At 60.5% G+C, this 18,086-nt stretch carries 16 protein-coding genes and 2 tRNA genes; 6 read left to right on the forward strand and 12 right to left on the reverse strand.

What is annotated here, in order from left to right; all coding sequences use genetic code 11:
• The 3 genes from tuf to AXW79_RS15635 all read right to left on the reverse strand — a co-directional run.
• On the reverse strand, nt 1-1,043 hold a 1,043-nt coding region (gene tuf, locus AXW79_RS15625), incomplete at its 3' end, for an elongation factor Tu (protein WP_063975708.1).
• A gap of 174 nt (nt 1,044-1,217) precedes the next feature.
• Nucleotides 1,218-1,292, reverse strand: a tRNA-Gly gene (locus AXW79_RS15630).
• Nucleotides 1,293-1,330: 38 nt separating this feature from the next.
• Nucleotides 1,331-1,415, reverse strand: a tRNA-Tyr gene (locus AXW79_RS15635).
• Nucleotides 1,416-1,676: 261 nt separating this feature from the next.
• Between AXW79_RS15635 and coaA the strand changes: the two genes are divergently transcribed.
• Nucleotides 1,677-2,615: a type I pantothenate kinase gene (coaA, locus tag AXW79_RS15640; protein ID WP_011898271.1), complete on the forward strand. Its 939-nt coding sequence runs from the start codon at nt 1,677-1,679 to the stop codon at nt 2,613-2,615.
• A gap of 80 nt (nt 2,616-2,695) precedes the next feature.
• Here the strand turns inward: coaA and birA are convergent, their stop codons facing one another.
• Both birA and murB read right to left on the reverse strand, forming a co-directional pair.
• A complete protein-coding gene (birA, locus tag AXW79_RS15645; protein WP_005318534.1) occupies nt 2,696-3,661 on the reverse strand; it encodes a bifunctional biotin--[acetyl-CoA-carboxylase] ligase/biotin operon repressor BirA in 966 nt (321 codons plus the stop codon).
• Nucleotides 3,658-4,695 (reverse strand): UDP-N-acetylmuramate dehydrogenase, encoded by a 1,038-nt coding sequence (murB, locus tag AXW79_RS15650; protein WP_005318532.1) that lies wholly within the window; start codon nt 4,693-4,695, stop codon nt 3,658-3,660. The genes birA and murB overlap by 4 nt, the downstream gene beginning before the upstream one ends.
• A 127-nt stretch (nt 4,696-4,822) precedes the next feature.
• Here murB and AXW79_RS15655 point away from each other — a divergent pair, with 127 nt between their 5' ends.
• On the forward strand, nt 4,823-5,476 hold the full coding sequence (locus AXW79_RS15655) for a potassium channel family protein (RefSeq protein WP_005318531.1): 654 nt from the start codon (nt 4,823-4,825) through the stop codon (nt 5,474-5,476).
• Nucleotides 5,473-6,828: a TrkH family potassium uptake protein gene (locus AXW79_RS15660; protein ID WP_005318529.1), complete on the forward strand. Its 1,356-nt coding sequence runs from the start codon at nt 5,473-5,475 to the stop codon at nt 6,826-6,828. Before AXW79_RS15655 ends, AXW79_RS15660 begins: the two co-directional genes overlap by 4 nt.
• An 80-nt stretch (nt 6,829-6,908) precedes the next feature.
• On the opposite strand, the gene AXW79_RS15665 is transcribed toward AXW79_RS15660, so the two are convergent.
• A complete protein-coding gene (locus AXW79_RS15665; protein WP_005318526.1) occupies nt 6,909-8,879 on the reverse strand; it encodes a DNA topoisomerase III in 1,971 nt (656 codons plus the stop codon).
• Between the two features lie 366 nt (nt 8,880-9,245).
• Here AXW79_RS15665 and AXW79_RS15670 point away from each other — a divergent pair, with 366 nt between their 5' ends.
• Together AXW79_RS15670 and torA are read left to right on the forward strand one after the other, a co-directional pair.
• Nucleotides 9,246-10,376 carry a NapC/NirT family cytochrome c gene (locus AXW79_RS15670; protein ID WP_011898270.1) on the forward strand — a complete coding sequence of 377 codons (1,131 nt, stop codon included), beginning with the start codon at nt 9,246-9,248 and terminating at the stop codon, nt 10,374-10,376.
• 22 nt (nt 10,377-10,398) lie between these two features.
• Nucleotides 10,399-12,879, forward strand: a complete 2,481-nt coding sequence (torA, locus tag AXW79_RS15675; RefSeq protein ID WP_005318522.1) for a trimethylamine-N-oxide reductase TorA — start codon at nt 10,399-10,401, stop codon at nt 12,877-12,879.
• A gap of 77 nt (nt 12,880-12,956) precedes the next feature.
• Here the strand turns inward: torA and AXW79_RS15680 are convergent, their stop codons facing one another.
• The 4 genes from AXW79_RS15680 to AXW79_RS15695 all read right to left on the reverse strand — a co-directional run bounded on the left by AXW79_RS15680 (nt 12,957) and on the right by AXW79_RS15695 (nt 16,032).
• Entirely contained in the window at nt 12,957-13,418 is a 462-nt protein-coding gene (locus AXW79_RS15680; RefSeq protein WP_005318521.1) for a hypothetical protein, read from the reverse strand.
• A 131-nt stretch (nt 13,419-13,549) separates the two neighbouring features.
• Nucleotides 13,550-14,899: a sensor histidine kinase gene (locus AXW79_RS15685; protein WP_005318519.1), complete on the reverse strand. Its 1,350-nt coding sequence runs from the start codon at nt 14,897-14,899 to the stop codon at nt 13,550-13,552.
• Between the two features lie 37 nt (nt 14,900-14,936).
• Nucleotides 14,937-15,593, reverse strand: a complete 657-nt coding sequence (locus tag AXW79_RS15690; RefSeq protein WP_005318517.1) for a response regulator transcription factor — start codon at nt 15,591-15,593, stop codon at nt 14,937-14,939.
• A gap of 106 nt (nt 15,594-15,699) precedes the next feature.
• Entirely contained in the window at nt 15,700-16,032 is a 333-nt protein-coding gene (locus AXW79_RS15695) for a PepSY domain-containing protein (RefSeq protein ID WP_005318516.1), read from the reverse strand.
• 63 nt (nt 16,033-16,095) lie between these two features.
• Here AXW79_RS15695 and AXW79_RS15700 point away from each other — a divergent pair, with 63 nt between their 5' ends.
• Complete coding sequence (locus AXW79_RS15700; protein WP_005318514.1) at nt 16,096-16,344, forward strand: PepSY domain-containing protein; 249 nt, start codon at nt 16,096-16,098, stop codon at nt 16,342-16,344.
• Nucleotides 16,345-16,391: 47 nt separating this feature from the next.
• On the opposite strand, the gene AXW79_RS15705 is transcribed toward AXW79_RS15700, so the two are convergent.
• Both AXW79_RS15705 and msrP read right to left on the reverse strand, forming a co-directional pair.
• A complete protein-coding gene (locus AXW79_RS15705; RefSeq protein WP_005318512.1) occupies nt 16,392-17,024 on the reverse strand; it encodes a protein-methionine-sulfoxide reductase heme-binding subunit MsrQ in 633 nt (210 codons plus the stop codon).
• Nucleotides 17,015-18,019 carry a protein-methionine-sulfoxide reductase catalytic subunit MsrP gene (msrP, locus tag AXW79_RS15710; protein ID WP_005318510.1) on the reverse strand — a complete coding sequence of 335 codons (1,005 nt, stop codon included), beginning with the start codon at nt 18,017-18,019 and terminating at the stop codon, nt 17,015-17,017. The genes AXW79_RS15705 and msrP overlap by 10 nt, the downstream gene beginning before the upstream one ends.
• Nucleotides 18,020-18,086: the final 67 nt, after the last annotated feature.

The following is an 18,086-nucleotide window of genomic DNA, read 5'->3' on the forward strand; positions in this document are numbered from 1 at the left end:
ACGCCTTCCGGCAGTTCGATGGTACCGGTCACGTCGGTTGTACGGAAGTAGAACTGCGGACGGTAGCCCTTGAAGAACGGGGTATGACGACCACCTTCTTCTTTGGACAGTACGTACACTTCAGATTCAAACTTGGTGTGCGGCTTGATGGAGCCCGGCTTGGCCAGTACCTGACCACGCTCTACGTCTTCACGCTTGACGCCACGCAGCAGCGCGCCGATGTTCTCGCCTGCACGACCTTCGTCCAGCAGCTTGCGGAACATTTCAACACCGGTACAGGTGGTAGAAACGGTGTCTTTGATACCCACGATTTCTACGGTCTCACCGACTTTAACGATACCGCGCTCTACACGACCGGTAACTACGGTACCACGGCCAGCGATGGAGAATACGTCTTCGATAGGCATCAGGAACGGCAGGTCAATTGCGCGCTCCGGCTCCGGGATATAGGTATCCAAGTGGTTAGCCAGCTCGATGATCTTCTCTTCCCATGCAGCGTCGCCTTCCAGCGCTTTCAGCGCGGAACCACGAACTACCGGCAGGTCATCACCCGGGAAGTCATACTCGGTCAGCAGTTCACGAACTTCCATCTCGACCAGTTCGAGCAGCTCTTCGTCATCTACCATGTCGCACTTGTTCATGAACACGATCATGTACGGGATACCAACCTGGCGACCCAGCAGGATGTGCTCACGAGTTTGCGGCATCGGGCCGTCAGTCGCTGCTACTACCAGGATCGCGCCGTCCATCTGGGCAGCACCGGTGATCATGTTTTTAACGTAGTCGGCGTGACCCGGGCAATCTACGTGCGCGTAGTGACGGATGGCGGTGTCGTATTCTACGTGGGAGGTGTTGATGGTGATACCACGCTCACGCTCTTCCGGTGCCTTGTCGATCTGGTCGAAGGCGAAAGCTTTACCACCGAAGTGCTTGGCCAGCACGTTGGTGATGGCGGCAGTCAGGGTGGTTTTACCGTGGTCAACGTGGCCGATGGTACCCACGTTAACGTGCGGTTTATTACGCTCAAATTTTTCTTTAGACATGATCGTCCCTCTAAACTAACGCTGAGTACGCGGTGGCAAGCCAACCACAGAACAGTTTATATGATGGATTTGAATCTGGTAGGGAAGAGAGGTTGGTGCTGGCAGCCAGGTTCGATTGCCGAACTCACCCGCTAAGGTGTGACTCTTGCTATCGCCTGAGCCATATCAGCATCTTGGAACGGGCAGCGGGAATCGAACCCGCATCATCAGCTTGGAAGGCTGAGGTAATAGCCATTATACGATGCCCGCATTTCTCTAACCCAAAGAACTCAAACCGCAGAGAAATATGGTGGAGGGAGAAGGATTCGAACCTTCGAAGGCAGAGCCGTCAGATTTACAGTCTGATCCCTTTGGCCGCTCGGGAACCCCTCCGGTGCATAAATGCCACAACGGTAATTCTGCTTGCACCCGTTGTTTTTATCGCTTTTGCCGAGCAAATAACGACAGACATCCAAGCGTCGCGCATTTTATTGTAAGGATTTTGGGGATGCAACCATTGCGCCTTGCAAAATGTGCATTATTGCCGGGAAGTATGCAAAAAAGGACTCACTCCCTGCTCGGATCCGCAGCATAGCTTGTCGCTCCCCACCCCTTGGTGTATGGTCGCCCTGCCCAAGAAACAGTGATGACACCATGACGACAGAGCATAACCCCTATTTGCAATTCACCCGCGAACAATGGGCGTTATTGCGCGATGCGGTCCCCCTGACCCTGACCGAACACGATCTGCAGACCCTGCGCGGTATCAATGAAAAGGTGTCATTGCAGGAGGTGGAAGAGATATACCTGCCCCTCTCTCGCCTGCTCAATCTCTACGTCAAGGCCAAGCAGCGCCGCAGCCGGGTGCTGGAACAGTTCCTCGGCCAGTCCCGCGGCAAGGGCACTTACATCATCAGCATCGCCGGTAGCGTGGCGGGGGGAAAGAGCACCACGGCCCGTATCATGCAGGCGCTGCTGGAGCGCTGGCCGGAGCATCCTCGGGTAGAGCTGGTCACCACGGATGGCTTCCTTTATCCCAACAAGGTGCTGGAAGAGCGAGGCCTGATGCGCCGCAAGGGCTTTCCGGAATCCTACGACATCCGCCATCTGGTGGAGTTTGTCGCCAATATCCGCGCCGGCCATGAGAAGGTAGAGGCGCCTGTCTACTCCCACCTCATCTACGACATCATTCCGGATGAGAAGAAGGTGGTGGAACAGCCGGATATCCTGATCCTGGAAGGGCTCAATGTGCTGCAAAGCGGCATGGACTATCCACAGGAACCCCATAGAGTCTTCGTGTCAGATTTTGTCGATTTCTCCATCTATGTGGATGCCGAAACCGAGTTGCTGCGCACCTGGTATGTCGAGCGCTTCCTCAAGTTTCGCAGCGGCGCCTTCTCGGATCCAGACTCCTACTTCCACCACTACGCCAAGTTGGCGGAGAGTGAAGCCAGCAAGATCGCCAACACCATCTGGCAAGATATCAACTATCTCAATTTGCAGGAAAACATCCTGCCGACCCGGGAGCGGGCCAATCTGATCCTGACCAAGGGTCATGAGCATGCCATCGAGCAGATCAAACTGCGCAAGTGATGGCCGGTGAGCACAGTACATGAACGAAGAGGGGGCCTGCAGGCCCCCTCTTCCATTGGTGTCCCTGGCACACCGGGATATCAGTCGCCCCGTCGCAGGGAAATCTCTCCCCCCAGATAGAACTTGATCCCCTCGCTCGTCTCCAGGCGCAGGGCGCCGCGATCATCGATGCCGCGGGCGATGCCACGGATCTCCTGCTCCCCCATCAAGAGGCGCACCGGCCGACCGGCGAAGTGATCGAGCCGGTTCCAATCATCGACAAAGTGCGACAGCCCCTGCTGCTCGAAGGTCAACATGGCCTGTTGCAGGTGGCCAAGCATGCGGGCGGCCAGCAGATTGCGATCCACCAATTCCGGCTGTATGTGGCGAAGCTCGGACCAGGCCTGATCGATCCGCTCCCCCTCACGGGCTGGCATCGCCAGGTTGAGGCCCACCCCGATCACCAGGTTGCAGCTCGCGCCGGCGCTGCCGCTCATCTCCACCAGAATGCCAGCCAGCTTGCGGCCCTGATAATAGAGATCATTTGGCCACTTGAGCTCGACCCCCGGATAACCCAAGGACTCCAGCGCCTGCACCACGGCCACACCGACCGCCAGACTGAGGCCCATGGCCGCCGCCATGCCCTGCTCGAGTCGCCAATACATGCTCAGGATCAGCTGGCAGCCGAAGGGGGAAACCCAGGGCTTGCCACGGCGACCACGACCGGCAGTCTGGCACTCGGCCAGACAACTCTCGCCGGACTGCAGCTGGTTGACTCGCTCCAGCAGATACTGGTTGGTGGAGTCGATCACCGGGAAGCAGTGTACCGGCGCCATGGGGGCCAGCGCCTGCAACTGCGTCTGATCGTACAGCGCCATTGGCACCGCCAGCCTATAGCCCTTGCCGGTCAGACTGAACAGGTCCAGCCCCAGCTCCTTGAGCGCTGCCATGTGCTTGCCCACTGCTGCACGGCTGATGCCGAGCTGCTCGCCGAGCTGCTCGCCGGAATGAAACTGGCCATCGCTGAGCAGGGTGATCAGCGTCTGCCTGATGGGAGTAAGCGTCATGCCAGTACCTCATCGAGCCAAGTCTCACCGGTCAGCCCCATGAAGCGCACTTCGTGCTCCAGCACCACCCCGAATTTCTGCTCCACGCTGTCGCGCACATGGGCCGCCAGAGCGATGAGCTCCATGGCGCTGGCGCCCCCCAGATTGACCAGCACCAGGGCCTGCTCCTGGTGGACGGCTGCGCGGCCGATGGCAAAACCCTTGAGACCGCACTGATCGATGAGCCAGCCAGCCGCCAGCTTGGCCTGCCCTTCCCCAGCCGGGTAGCAGGGCATCTGCGGATATTGCTGCTTGAGCGTGTCGGCCAGCGTCGTCGTTACCACGGGATTCTTGAAGAAGCTGCCCGCATTGCCGAGCAGGTTGGGATCCGGCAGCTTGGCCATCCGGGTGGCGCAGACGGTATCGAAGATGGCCTGCGCCGTGGGCGAGTCACCGAGCGCCGCCAGCGGGCCATAACCCAGCATGGGCGTCCAGGCCTTGGGCAGACGCAGACCGACGGCGGTAATGAAGTGAGAATCCTGACAGGCGTGCTTGAAGATGCTGTCACGGTAGCCGAAATGACAATCGGCGGCCTTGATACGCTCCAACTGACCACGCTGCCAGTTGAATGCCTCCACATAGGCACAGAAACGAGCCAGCTCGACCCCGTAGGCACCGATATTCTGTACCGGCGCGGCGCCGACTGTACCCGGGATCAGCGCCAGATTCTCCAGACCATACCAGCCCTGTTGCAGGGCATGACACACCAGTTGATGCCAGTCCTCACCGGCGGCCACATGCAACAGCCAGTGCTCCCCCTCATCCTGCAGTGCGATACCCTTCAGCCGGTTGAGTACCACCAGGCCAGCGAAATCATTGCAAAACAATATATTGCTGCCGCCACCCAACACCAGGCGGGGCAATTCTGCCAGTTCAGGACTGGCCAGGATCTGCGGCAGGTCATCAAGATTGTCTACCTCCGCCAGCCAGAGGCAGTGGGCATCGAGGGCCAGGGTGTTGAGCGTCAACAAGGAGGCGTGGGGGGTGAGTTTCATCTGCGTGTCCCGACAATAGCAAGCGGGCAGTCTACCTTATATTCCCGCCGGACGAAAAATCCCGCCCTCTTTTCGGACTCGATCTGCTGGAGTAGAGTATCCGGCTCCGACTCCCGAGGAAGTACTCATGAACAACCAATTTGCCGTCATCGGACTGGGTCTGTTTGGCAGCGCCCTGTGCGAAGAGCTGCAACGGCAGGATGCAGAGGTGCTGGCGATTGATATCGACGAAAGCAAGACCCGCCAGATAGCCACCCTGTGTAGCCATGTCGTCGTCGCCGATGCGACCGATGAGGCTACCGTAGCCGAGCTGGGGCTGGCCAACTTCGATATCGTTTTCGTCGCCATCGGTGACAACCTCGAGACCAGCATACTCACCACGCTCGTCCTGAAAGAGGCTGGCGTGAAGAAGGTGTGGGTCAAGGCCCGTGACAAGTTTCACGCCAAAATCCTGCATAAAGTCGGGGCCGACAAGGTGATCAATCCGGAGTGGGACATGGGCCGACGGGTCGCCCAGAGCATGCTGGACAACCGGTTGTTCGACTATCTGGAGCTGGGCCACGATATGGTGCTGACCGAAGTCGTTATCGGTCTGCAGCAAAATGCCCGCAATCTCGGTGACTTGCATCTGCTGCAGCAGAACGACTTCCAGTTGCTCGCCATCAAGCGAGGCGATGTGCTGCATAACGTGCTGACCGGCAAGATGGAGCTGCAACTGGGCGACATACTGATCATGGCAGGCAACAAACACGCCATCGACCACTGGCTGGAAACCCTATGATCAATTGGCGCAGCAGCTACGCCTTCGCCCTGCATCGGGATGACAACTCCCGCTGGAGCGAAGCCAAGCTGATCCTGGGCAGCTTTCTGGTCATCCTGCTGATCGGCACCATTTTTCTGGTACAACCCTCAAGCCACAATGGCGAGGTCACCTTCGTCAACGCCCTGTTCACCGCCACCTCGGCCATCAGCGTTACCGGGCTCGGTGTGGTGGATACAGGTACCGCCTTCACGCTGCAGGGGCAGGTCTTCCTGTTGATATTGATGGAGATTGGCGGTCTGGGTCAGATGACAATGACACTGCTGCTGATCGCCATGTTCAGCAAACGGGTCGGCCTGCGCCAGCAGGTGCTGGCCAAGGAGGCGCTGGGACAGGAGGGCTCGGTCAACATAGTGGGGCTGGTCAGACGCATAGTGTTGTTCGCCTTTATCGCCCAGCTGATCGGCACCGCTGTCATGGCCATCCGCTGGGTGCCCGATATGGGCTGGGAACACGGCCTTTACGTCAGCTTCTTCCATGCGGTTTCTGCCTTCAACAACGCCGGTTTCTCGCTATTTTCCAATAACCTGATGAACTACCGGGATGACCCTATCATCAGCCTGACCATCGCTGGTCTGCTGGTCCTCGGGGGGATCGGCTTTACTGTCGTCGTCGATCTGGTGCGCAACCGGCGCTGGCGCAAGCTGAAGCTGCACAGCAAGCTGATGCTGGTGATGACCCCAGCCCTGCTGCTGCTGGGCACCCTGATGTTCTGGCTGCTGGAGCGCAACAATCCGGGCACCCTTGGCGCCACCTCCTTTGGGGGACAGTGGCTGGCTGCCTTCTTTCACTCTGCCAGTGCGCGGACCGCGGGCTTCAATACCATAGATATCGGGCTGATGACCCCTGCGGCCCTGCTATTCCTGATGATGCTGATGTTTATCGGGGCGGGTACCACCTCTACCGGCGGTGGTATCAAGGTGACCACCTTTGCGGTGGTGCTGCTGGCGACCCGTGCCTTCCTGAGCAAGCGACCCCATGTCACCGCCTTTGGTCGCACCTTGTCACCCCAGATAGTGACCCGCTCGCTGGCCATCATCATGGTCAGCACCATGGTACTGATGCTGGCGATGTTCCTGCTGATGGTGACCGAGGATCTGCCGTTCGACAAAATCATGTTCGAGACCGTCTCTGCGTTCGCCACTGTGGGGCTTTCCACCGGCATTACTGCCTCCTTGAGCGAGCCGGGAAAGCTTATCCTGGTACTGGTGATGATCTGTGGTCGTCTCGGTCCGCTGACCCTGGCCTTCATGCTGGCTCGCCCGAGTGAAACCCGCATCAAGTATCCGGAAGAGAGTGTCTATACGGGCTAGTCCAGGTGCAAAATAGAAAAAGGGGCCAAGGGCCCCTTTTTCTATTTTGCTTATCCAGCCTGGTATTGCGGCGCGGCGACTCAGGTCGCCTTGCTCTTGGCCGGGCGCTTGCCGGCACTCTTGCGAGGAGTGCCAGTGGTGCCTGCACTGCTCTTGCGACGGGTAAAATGCGGCTTGCCGGCCCCCGGCACCGCCTTGGGCAGGGCGCTGAAGCTGGCACCGGAATCCTGCCGGGCTCCCTCAATCAAGGCGTTCAACTGATCTGTCAGTGGCCCCATAAATTGCTGATAGCTGGCGTGCCGCTCGGCAATCTGGCCCAGGCTCTGCTCCCACAGAGCCGTCATGTCCGGCGTGGTGGCGGTGGTGGGCAGAGCCAGGATCAGTGCCCGTCCAGTGGGCGTGCCCTTGATGCTCTTGCCCTGGCGCACCAGAAAACGACGCCTGAACAGCAGGTCTATGATGCCGGCCCGGGTCGCCTCGGTGCCAAGACCGTCCGTTTCGCGCAGGGTCTTGCGGATCTCGGGATCCTGCACGTAGCGGGCTATGCCGGTCATGGCGGCCAGCAGGGTGGCGTCGGTGAACGACTTGGGCGCCTGGGTCATCTTCTCCAGCAGCTCACCGCGCTCGCACAGCAGTTGCTCTCCCTCTTTCAGGGCGGGCAGGGTACCGGCTTTCTCTTCGTCGTCATCTTCTTCGACCCCCAGCAGCGCCTTCCAGCCTGCCTTGAGGATCCGCCGCGCCTTGGCCTGGAACAGGCCACCCGCGATACGCAGCAGCACCTTGCTGTCGTTGTACTCGAACGGCGGGTAGAACTGCAGCAGGTATTGGCGCGCCACCAGACCGTAGATTTTGGCCTCATCGCCGCTGAGGCTGCTCTCGTTGCCACGCTTCTCGGTGGGGATGATGGCGTGGTGGGCATCCACCTTGCTGTCATTCCACGCCTTGCTACGGATCTTGCCGTCCGCCTCGCTCACCGCCCTGGCGAGTGCCGGCGCAGTGGCGGCGATGGCCTCCCGTACCTGGGCAGCCCGATTGAAGTGTTCGCTGGGCAGGTGACGGCTGTCGGATCTGGGATAAGTGATGAGCTTGTGGCGCTCGTAGAGCCCCTGACACACATCCAGCACTCGCTTGGCATCCATGCCAAAGCGCTTGGCAGCATCGATCTGCAAACTGGAGAGGTTGTAGGGCAGCGGTGCTGCCTGCTTGCGGGCCTGCTCCTCTACCTCTTCTACCGATGCTGGTTGGCCATTGATGCGACTGACCACTTTCTCCGCCAGCGCCCGGTTGAGCACCCGCCCCTCCTCATCCTGCCAGGGCAGGCAGGCCTCGGAGGGCAGCCACTTGGCGCTGAAGCGCTCGTTGCCGTCGGTCACCAGATGGGCCAGCACCTCATAGAAGGGCTTGGGTACGAAGGCCTCTATCTCCAGATCCCGCCGCACCACCAGCCCCAACAGCGGGGTCTGTACCCGACCGACCGACAGCAGTTCGCTGCAACCGCCCTTGCGACCTAGCAGGGTGTAAGCCCGGGTCATGTTGATGCCATAGAGCCAGTCGGCACGGCTGCGGGCCAGTGCCGATACCGCCAGCGGCACGAACTCCTTGTTGTCTCTGAGCTTGTCGAGGGCACGGCGCACCGCCGGCGGATTGAGATCGCTGATAAGGCAGCGCTGCACCGGTCTGGTCTTGGGGTAACCGAGAAAGTCGATCACCTCGTCCACCAGCAGTTGCCCTTCCCTGTCCGGGTCACCGGCATTCACCACGCAGTCGGCCAGCTTGATCAGCCGCTTGATGACGGTGAGCTGGGTCTTGGTCTTGGGCTTGGCCACCAGCTGCCACTGGGCGGGGATGATGGGCAGTTGCTCCATGCGCCACTGCTTGAAGGCGGCGTCGTAGGCATCGGGCTCGGCCTGCTCCAGCAGGTGGCCGATGCACCAGGTCACCACATCCCCCGCGGCAGTTTCGATGAAACCGTCCCCCTTCTTGTGGGGCTTGGGCAACACATCGGCAATGGCTCGGCCAAGACTGGGCTTCTCGGCGATAAAGAGTCGCATGGTAAACACACCTGAATACTGTATATGCGAACAGTATATACCGAGCCTTTTGCAAAGCCCAAGACTGGCCATCCGCGGGTTCGCTGATCATGAGCACGCTGTCGGTCAGAGGTGCGACTCGGGATAAAGCGGGCGACTACCCTTCAAGATGCTCATGCAGGCCATGTGATGAAACCTGACCCGAACGAGTTCGAATTGGATAGGGAACGCGTGGATATTAAATTAAATTCAATTAAATGATAAAATACAAAATTATAAATATATTTAAAATAACATTACAAAATAAAAATCATGATAGAGGTCAATCCCCTACCTCTCTCTAGCTACTACTATATTGGTAATATTTGATCGTAGGAAAATGCCGCCATGCTTGGAAAATTATTGAGAAAGACCTGGTTCTGGCTCCTGCTGCTCGGAGCCCTGCTGGGCGTCGCGGCATTGGGTGTCACCATGACAGTGATGCATAAAACCAGTTCTACCGAGTTCTGCGTCTCCTGCCACTCCATGCAAACCCCGCTGGCCGAGTATCAGGGCAGCGTCCACTTCCAGAACGTGAAGGGCATCCGGGCCGAGTGTGCAGACTGCCACATCCCCAATGAACCCAGCGCCTATCTGTGGACCAAGATCCGCGCCGTGAAGGATATCTATCACGAGGCGATCGGCACCCTCGACACCCCTGAAAAATACGAATCGCACAAGCTGCGCATGGCCCAGACAGTGTGGGACCAGCTCAAGGCCAATGACTCTGCCACCTGCCGCAGCTGCCACAGCTACGCCGCCATGGATATTCTGGCCCAGCGCCCCAATGCCCGGGCCGATCACCCGGTCGCCATCAAGGAAGGCCAGACCTGCATCGACTGCCACCGCGGTGTCGCCCACATCATGCCTGACATGAGCGAGCTGGCTGCCGCCGGTGCGAGCGAGCTGGCCCAGGCTGCCGCCCAGACCCCGGCCAACGTCACCACCCGTTACGCCATCGCCACGGCGCCGCTGTTCCTCGATGCCGCCGCCAAGACAGACGAAGGCACCCTGATGCCCTCCACCAAGGTGGAAGTACTGGCCAACGAAAATGGCCGTGCCCAGGTGCAGATCGAAGGCTGGCAACAGGACGGCGTGAGCGAAGTCTTCTACGCCGCTCCCGGCAAGCGGATCCTGAGCGTGCTGGTAGGCGATGCCGCCAAAAAATCCCTGGTCACCGGCCAGAGCGAAACCGACAGCGCCACCAACCTCACCTGGCATCAGGTCAAACTGACCGCCTGGGTGGATAAGACCCAGCTCATTGGCGATCAGGGCAAGCTGTGGCAATACGCCTCCACCCTGATGTCCAACAACTGCACCGGCTGCCACGGCCTCACGGCGCTGGATCACTTCAATGCCAACCAGTGGATCGGCGTCATCAAGGGGATGGAATCCCGTACCTCCCTGACCCCGGAACAGGCTCGCATGCTGACCCAATACGTCCAGAAACATGCCAGTGACATGAGCGCGGCGCACTAAGGCTGGCACAGAGGAAATCGTCATGACTTTTTTTACCGATAAGAACACCAATCTGTCCCGCCGCAACCTGCTCAAGGGGCTCGGCGCCTGCGCGGCACTGCCGCTGCTCGCCGGCATCTTCCCGAAGAGTGCGCGGGCCAAGGCCATCAGCACCGCACTGGAGCAGTTCCCGACCCTGGTCCCGGCCCAGAAGGGCATACTGACCGGCGCCCACTGGGGTGCCTTCGAAGCCATAGTCGAAGATGGCCGCATGGTGCGCGTCCAGCCGGTGGCCGATGATCCGGCGCCGAACGACCTCATCGACATGGCGCCCTACCAGGTCCATGCCAAGAACCGCATCAAGTACCCCATGGTACGCAAGAGCTGGCTGGAGCACGGTCCTGGCGCCAGACCCGAGCTGCGCGGCGCCGACGAATGGGTGCGGGTGAGCTGGGACAAGGCCATCGAACTGGTCGCCGGCGAGATTGGCCGGGTGCAGAGCGACTTCGGCCCGCAGGCGATCCACGCCGGTTCCTACGGCTGGAAGAGCGTCGGCATGTTCCACAACAGCCGTACCCTGCTGCACCGCCTGATGAACCTGGCCGGTGGTTTCACCGGTTATGCCGGTGACTACTCCGCCGGTGCCGCCCAGGTGATCATGTCCCACGTCATGGGCTCCATCGAGGTGTATGAGCAGCAGACCGCCTGGCCGAACGTGATCGAACACGCCGAACTGGTGGTGCTGTGGGGCGTCAACGCCCAGGTGACTCTGAAGAACAGCTGGAACATGCCGGACCACGAGGGTCAGGCCGGCTTCCAGGCGCTGAAGGAGAAGGGTACCCGCATCATCAGCATCGATCCCGTCTACAACGAGACCGCCAAGCTGGCCGGGGCCGAGTGGATTGCACCGAACGCCTATACCGACGTGGCCATGATGCTGGGGGTGGCCCACACCCTGTATACCGAGCAGAAGCACGATCAGGCCTTCCTCGATCGCTACACCAGCGGTTTCGACAAGTTCCTCTCCTACCTGCTGGGCAAGGACGACGGCCAGCCGAAGAGCGCCGAGTGGGCGAGCACAGTCTGCGGCGTCGATGCCGCCGTGATCCGTCAGCTGGCCCTCGACATGGCGTCCAAGCGCACCATGATCATGGCCGGCTGGGGCATGCAGCGTCAGCATCACGGCGAGCAGCCCAACTGGATGCTGGTAACCCTGGCCGCCATGCTGGGCCAGATCGGCCTGCCCGGTGGCGGCTACGGCTTCAGCTACCACTACTCCTCCGGCGGCAGCCCCACCACCAAGGGCGGCATACTGGCGGGTATCTCGGCCGGCAATGCACCCAAGAACAGCCCGGCGCCAATCCCGGTGGCCCGCATCGCCGACTGTCTCGCCAATCCGGGCAAGACCATCGACTTCAACGGCCGTCAGCTCAGCTATCCGGACATCAAGCTGGTCTATGTGGCGGGTGGCAACCCCTTCCACCATCATCAGGACACCAACAACCTGCTCAAAGCCTGGCGCAAGCCGCAGACCGTGATAGTCCACGAACCCTACTGGACCGCCACCGCCAAGCACGCAGACATAGTGCTGCCGGCCACCACCAGCTATGAGCGCAACGATCTGGAGATGGGGGGCGATTACTCCCAACGCTACGTGTTCCCCATGCACCAGTGCGTACCGCCCCAGCACGAGTCACGCAACGACTTCGACATCTTCAGCGCCATTGCCACCAAGCTGGGCCTGCTGGAAGCCTACACCGAAGGCAAGGACGAGATGCTGTGGCTCAAGCAGATGTATGACGGCATGGCCGCCCAAGCCCGTGGCGCGCGGGTGGCGCTGCCGCCATTCAACATGTTCTGGGAATCCAACAACTACATCCGCTTCCCCATTCCGGAGGCGAACCGCCAGTGGATCCGTCACGCCGATTTTCGCGAGAATCCCTTGCTCAACCCGCTCGGCACCCCGTCCGGCAAGATCGAGATCTTCTCCAACACCATCGCCGGCATGGGGTATGCCGACTGCGCCGGCCATCCCAAGTGGTATGAGCCCAAGGAGTGGGTGAAGAGCGAAACGGCCAGCCGTTATCCGCTGTCGCTCAATACCTCGCACCCGACCCAGCGCCTGCACTCCCAGCTGGACAACACGCCGCTGCGAGACAAGTTCGCCATCGCCGATCGGGAGGCCATCCTGATCCACCCGGATGATGCCAAGGCCCGTGGCATTCAGGATGGGGATCTGGTGCGCGCCTTCAACGATCGCGGCCAGATCCTGGTGGGCGCCCTGGTGTCGAAAGACATACGTCCTGGCGTGGTGCGCATCTGTGAAGGGGCCTGGTTCGACCCGGCCAAACCGGGCGAGGCGGGGGCCATCTGCAAGAACGGCAACGTCAACTGCCTGACCTTCGACGAGGGCACCTCCAGCCTGGCGCAAGGCAACTGCGGCCACATGGCCCAACTGCAGATCGAGAAATACAGGGGTCCGGCACTGGCCAACACCGCTCACGCGGTCCCGGCCAACGGCTGAGTCCACACTCGACCAACAAAAACGGCGCCATCAGGCGCCGTTTTTTATTGCTGTCAATTTGCTATGGCAGTGGTGACTCAGAAGTCGCCTTCCTGCATATACTCTTCCGCGCACTCCACCAGCTGGGGCCAGAGCTCTTCCGGCACCCAGGCGTCCGGGTCATCTTCGTCGCCGTCGTACTGGGTCCAGAAGTAGCGGCGCAGGCCGGCGGCGAAGTCATCGCTGACTTCGGCCAGCTCGGAGAGCGGCCCCAGCCAGGCGATACGGCGCAGGCCGGAGGCGAGATCGTTGAGCGCATCCATCAGGCCGCGATCGTCTCTGATCTGCTCCACCAGCAGGGTGAAGCGCTCGCGGGCGCTGGCAACTTCGTCTTCATCCAGCTCGCCTGCATCGGCCAGCAGATCGATGAAATCTTCCAGCAGGAATGCGATCAGGCTATCTCTGTCTTCAAACCACTGAAGCTGTGCCCCCTTGATCCCCAACACGGAGGAATCGAACGAGTCATCAAGGTGACATAGTGCCCATGGATCGTCTGTCATTGCTACCCTTCCTCAGGCTTAAACAAGTGTCTTATCTTATGCCTGACCCTCCCCCCTTGCCACCTTGGGCAGTGAAGGGACGCGGCCAGACCACCACAATTCCATCCGCCCCATAACAGGGCTGATAATATCTAGCTCTCTACCCTGGCCACCTTGGGCAGTGACAGAGACGCAGCCAGACCACCCAACTCCGCCCGACCCATGATGAGGTTGCCTCGATAGGCCTCGGCCAGATCGGAGACTATGTTGAGGCCGAGCCCCGAGCCCGGCACCTTCTCGTCGAACCGTACCCCGCGCAACACCGCCTTGGCGATCTGATCCTCGCTCATGCCGGGGCCGTCATCCTCGATGCGCAGCGTGATCCAGCCCCCCAGCTCGGCGCTGGAAATACGCAACTGACCGGCCGACCACTTGTAGGCGTTCTCCAGCAAGTTGCCCACCATCTCGTCGAAGTCCTGCTCCTCCACCCCGACCGCCAGATTGGCCGGCACCTGCAGATCCACCTCCTTGCCCGGATAGAGACGGGAGAAGGCGCGGCAGATGTACTCCACACGTGCCCGCACCGGAGTCGACACCCCGAGGATCTTGGCGGCGCCGGTCACCCGCGCCTTGCCGAGGTGATAGTCGATGTGGCGCTGGATCTGGTCGAGCTGCTCGCCGATGGCGGCTTGATCCTCCGGCGACAACTGGGCCACCTGATTGCGCATTATGCTGAGCGGCGTCTTGAGGGCGTGAGCCAGATTACCGGTATGGGAGCGGGCTCGCTGCAGCAGCTCGCTGTAGTGGTGCAGCAGGCGGTTGATGTCTTCCACCAGCGGCTGTATCTCCAGCGGATAACGCAGCCGGAATCCCTCCTGATGCCCCTGATGTACCCGTCCCAGTTCGCGGCGCAGCAGATGCAGCGGACGCAGACCATAGACGATCTGGAACATGAAGCCCAGCACCAGACCCGTGGCGGCGAAGCCGAGGCCCAGGAACAGGCTGATGCGGGTCTTCTTGAGGGTCTGGGTCAAGGCGCTGCTGTCCTTGGCCATCACCAGAGTAAACGTCCGATCCGACCCGGGCAGCAGCACGGTACGCGTCATGATGAGCAGGGGCTCCTTGTTGGGTCCCCTGCCGACAAACAGATCCGGATCGCCGAACGCCGACTTCAGACCCTGCACCTTGAGGTGCACATCCCACAGGGATCGCGAGCGGCTGACCACCTCATCCCCCAGCTCCAGCAGCCAGTAGTAGCCGGAATAGGGTTGACGAAAGCGGGGGTCGGCCATGGGTTCGGTGACGATGGGCAGGCCGTCTGGCTGGATCTCGAGGCGGGAGAGCAGATCGTAGAGCTGCAGGCGCAGGCCGTCAGCTTCCGCCTCTTGCCAGTAGTTGCGCATCATGGTCTGCAGGCTGAAACCTGTGGCAAACAGGAAGAGACCGCACCAGACCAGCGCTATGACTACCAGCCGCCCCCGCAGGGTCCTGACCAGCCTCATTCACCGCACCCTGGCAGTGGTTGCATCAAGGCCCGACTCATTCGTTGATCCGGTATCCAAGGCCACGCACAGTCTCAATGAGATCGGCGTGGGTCTTCTTGCGGATCCGGCCGATGAAGACTTCGACGGTATTGGAGTCGCGGTCAAAATCCTGGGCATAGATGTGGTCGATCAGCTCGCTGCGCGACACCACCTTGCCCCTGTGCTGCATCAGGTAGCCCAGCACCCGAAATTCATGGGCGGTGAGCTTGATGGGGGTGCCTTCGTACCAGACCTGAGAGGCCGCCATGTCGAGCCGCACTCCGCCGATCTCCAGGATCGAACTGGCATTGCCCGCCGCCCGCCGCACCAGCGCCTGCACCCGCGCCACCAGCTCGGCCACCTGGAACGGCTTCGTGAGGTAATCGTCGGCACCGGCATTGAGCCCTTCAATCTTCTCGTGCAGCTGGCCGCGGGCGGTCAGCACCAACACAGGGGTATCTATCCCCTTGCTGCGCCACTCTTTCAGCACGCTCAGTCCATCGCGACCCGGCAGGCCGAGATCCAGGATGATGGCGTCATAAGGCTCGGTCTCGCCGAGAAAGCCGGCCTCGTTGCCATCGTGGCAAAGGTCGGTCACGAAACCGGACAGACGCAGCTGTTCGGCCAGCTGGCCCGCCAGGGTCTTCTCATCTTCAACTATCAGAATTCGCATAAATGGGTATCCAAAGCAGGGTTACTCTTGCGTCAACGGAGATGGGAGGGTTGAACAGTTGTGCCGGATTGTCAGTTTGGAGCCCAACCTGGCACCCACCCAAAGGTCAATCTTCCTCTTGCGGCGGGCGTGGCTCGAACAGCCGCTCGAGATGGTGGCCCTTGAGCCACACCATCTCCAGGTTGTCGGCGCGATAGCCGACCTTGATGACGCTGTTCTCGCTGTCGATGAGCTTGAGCTCATACAGCCAGATGCCATCCTCTTCCCCCAGGTCGACGCGTAGCACGCGCACCGGCAGGAGGGAGGCCACCTCCATCACCTCATGAAAGGGCCTGACCCGACCCTCGCTGACAGCTTGTTGCAGCAAGGCCTCGTTCGGCGTGGTCGCCTGCGCCATCACGGGCAGCAGCAACCCAAGCAGAGACAGGGCTCTATTCATGGGTGATTCATCTCCAAAAACCTAACATAATGCCGTTTATAGTCTGCCAGCCATGAATCCGGAATGAATATGATCCCACGCAGTTTCCTGCTGATCCTTTGCCTTTTCTCCACCCTTGGCTGGGCGGCCCAGGCGCGTCTCGACATGCCGGCGCTGGTCAAGTTGTTGTTGGCCCAAGGGTACCACGACATTCGGGAAGTGGAGCTGGAAGGGGATAAATTCGAGGTAGAAACCCTGGATGCCGACGAACAGCGAGTGCAGTTGCTGGTCGATGCCTACACGGGCGACATCACCAAAAAAGAGGCCGATTAGGCCTCTTTTGCTATGCGAGTTCTGCGCTGTGATGCCTGAGCGGCAACTCACGCCTCTTTCAGCTTCTGGCGTTGACGCTGACGCCAGGGGCGCAGCAACTTCTCCCGCCGTGGCCATAGCAGAGCACAGGCCAGCAGCAGGTAGATGAGCGGCTCCTGCCAGCCACTCTTCACCGACCACCAATAGTGCACCGGCACCAGCAGGGCAACGGCATAGATCCAGTTGTGCAACTTCTGCCAGGCCGGCCCCATAACCCGCAGCAGGGCAGGGATAGAGGTCAGACTGAGCGCCGCCAGCAACAAGAGCGCCACTGCCCCCACCAGTATGTAGCTGCGCTTCACCAGCTCGCCGCCAATAAGCCTCCAGTCGAATTGCAGATCCAGCCCCAGCCACACCATAAAGTGCAACCCGGCCCAGGCCGCGCACCAGAGCCCGAGAGGGCGGCGCAGCTTGATGAGCTGCCCCTGCCGCCAGCGCTTGGCGAGCGGTGACACCAGCAGGGTGATCAGCAAAAGATTGAGCGCCCCCTTGCCGAGATAGTGGGTCAAACCCTGCACCGGGTCCCCCCCCAGCAACCCGGCTGGCAAGGCATACCCCAGCCAGAGCAGAAAGCCGAGAGAACCCAGATGCACCAGCACTCGCAGGCTCTTGATGTGAACCGCTGTCAGTCTCAGTACCATTGTCTCAGATCCATTCCCTGATAGAGCGAGGCCACCTCGTCGGCATAACCGTTGAACATCAGGGTAGGCTGACGCTTGGCACCGAAGATGCCACCCTCCCCGATGAAGCGCTCGCTGGCCTGACTCCAGCGCGGGTGATCCACCTCCGGGTTGACGTTGGCGTAGAAGCCATATTCGTTCGATGCCAGCAGATTCCAGGTGGTCGGTGGCATCTCTTCCACCAGCCGGATGGAAACTATGCTCTTGATGCTCTTGAAGCCGTACTTCCAGGGCACCACCAGCCGTATCGGTGCCCCGTTCTGGGCGGGCAGCGTCTTGCCATAGAGGCCCATCGCCAGGAAGGAGAGCGGGTTCATCGCCTCGTCGATACGCAGCCCCTCCACATAGGGATAATCTATGCCCCCTCCAAGAGAACGGGATGCCTGCCCCGGCAACTGCTCGGGGTCATAGAGGGTCTCGAAGGCCACGAACTTGGCGCGACTGGTGGGCTCGGCACGGCGAATGAGCTCCGCCAGACTGATACCGCTCCAGGGCAGCACCATGGACCAGGCCTCTACGCAGCGCAGCCGGTAGATGCGCTCCTCCAGCTCTGTCTTGTTGATGAGGTCCCACACATCCAGGGTGAAGGGCTTGGCCACCTCCCCCTCTACCCGCAATTGCCAAGGCTCGGGCTTGAGGTAGTGAGCATTGCGGGCCGGGTCCCCCTTGTCGGTACCCAGCTCATAGAAGTTGTTGTGGGTGGTGGCCTTCTCCTCCGGGGTGATGATCACGCCCTCAGGTCTGGCGGCGGCACGAATGTTGAGCGGTCTGGTCGATGCGGCAGGTGCCGGTTTGTCGGCGGAGAAGAGGTCAAGCACGCCAGCCTGAGCGGGAAACGCCAGGGTGGCGGCCCCCAGCCCCAACCCTTTCAGGATAAGGCGGCGATCCTGATAGACGGCTTCCGGGGTAACATCCTGTTCGGTGGGATGATGAGAAGAACGGCGCTTGATCAACATGGAAAAACTCCCGGGGCTATGAGGGTAACAACCATAAGACCTGCCCCGGCCGAGTTTTATTTCACGA

Source organism: Aeromonas salmonicida subsp. salmonicida, from assembly GCF_001643305.1.
GTDB lineage: Bacteria > Pseudomonadota > Gammaproteobacteria > Enterobacterales > Aeromonadaceae > Aeromonas > Aeromonas salmonicida.

Bases quoted from the DNA above. Each gene is read 5' to 3' on its own strand.
- coaA (WP_011898271.1), top strand. From the start codon at position 1,677: ATGACGACAGAGCATAACCCCTATTTGCAATTCACCCGCGAACAATGG.
- birA (WP_005318534.1), bottom strand. From the start codon at position 3,661: ATGACGCTTACTCCCATCAGGCAGACGCTGATCACCCTGCTCAGCGAT.
- murB (WP_005318532.1), bottom strand. From the start codon at position 4,695: ATGAAACTCACCCCCCACGCCTCCTTGTTGACGCTCAACACCCTGGCC.
- AXW79_RS15655 (WP_005318531.1), top strand. From the start codon at position 4,823: ATGAACAACCAATTTGCCGTCATCGGACTGGGTCTGTTTGGCAGCGCC.
- AXW79_RS15660 (WP_005318529.1), top strand. From the start codon at position 5,473: ATGATCAATTGGCGCAGCAGCTACGCCTTCGCCCTGCATCGGGATGAC.
- AXW79_RS15665 (WP_005318526.1), bottom strand. From the start codon at position 8,879: ATGCGACTCTTTATCGCCGAGAAGCCCAGTCTTGGCCGAGCCATTGCC.
- AXW79_RS15670 (WP_011898270.1), top strand. From the start codon at position 9,246: ATGCTTGGAAAATTATTGAGAAAGACCTGGTTCTGGCTCCTGCTGCTC.
- torA (WP_005318522.1), top strand. From the start codon at position 10,399: ATGACTTTTTTTACCGATAAGAACACCAATCTGTCCCGCCGCAACCTG.
- AXW79_RS15680 (WP_005318521.1), bottom strand. From the start codon at position 13,418: ATGACAGACGATCCATGGGCACTATGTCACCTTGATGACTCGTTCGAT.
- AXW79_RS15685 (WP_005318519.1), bottom strand. From the start codon at position 14,899: ATGAGGCTGGTCAGGACCCTGCGGGGGCGGCTGGTAGTCATAGCGCTG.
- AXW79_RS15690 (WP_005318517.1), bottom strand. From the start codon at position 15,593: ATGCGAATTCTGATAGTTGAAGATGAGAAGACCCTGGCGGGCCAGCTG.
- AXW79_RS15695 (WP_005318516.1), bottom strand. From the start codon at position 16,032: ATGAATAGAGCCCTGTCTCTGCTTGGGTTGCTGCTGCCCGTGATGGCG.
- AXW79_RS15700 (WP_005318514.1), top strand. From the start codon at position 16,096: ATGAATATGATCCCACGCAGTTTCCTGCTGATCCTTTGCCTTTTCTCC.
- AXW79_RS15705 (WP_005318512.1), bottom strand. From the start codon at position 17,024: ATGGTACTGAGACTGACAGCGGTTCACATCAAGAGCCTGCGAGTGCTG.
- msrP (WP_005318510.1), bottom strand. From the start codon at position 18,019: ATGTTGATCAAGCGCCGTTCTTCTCATCATCCCACCGAACAGGATGTT.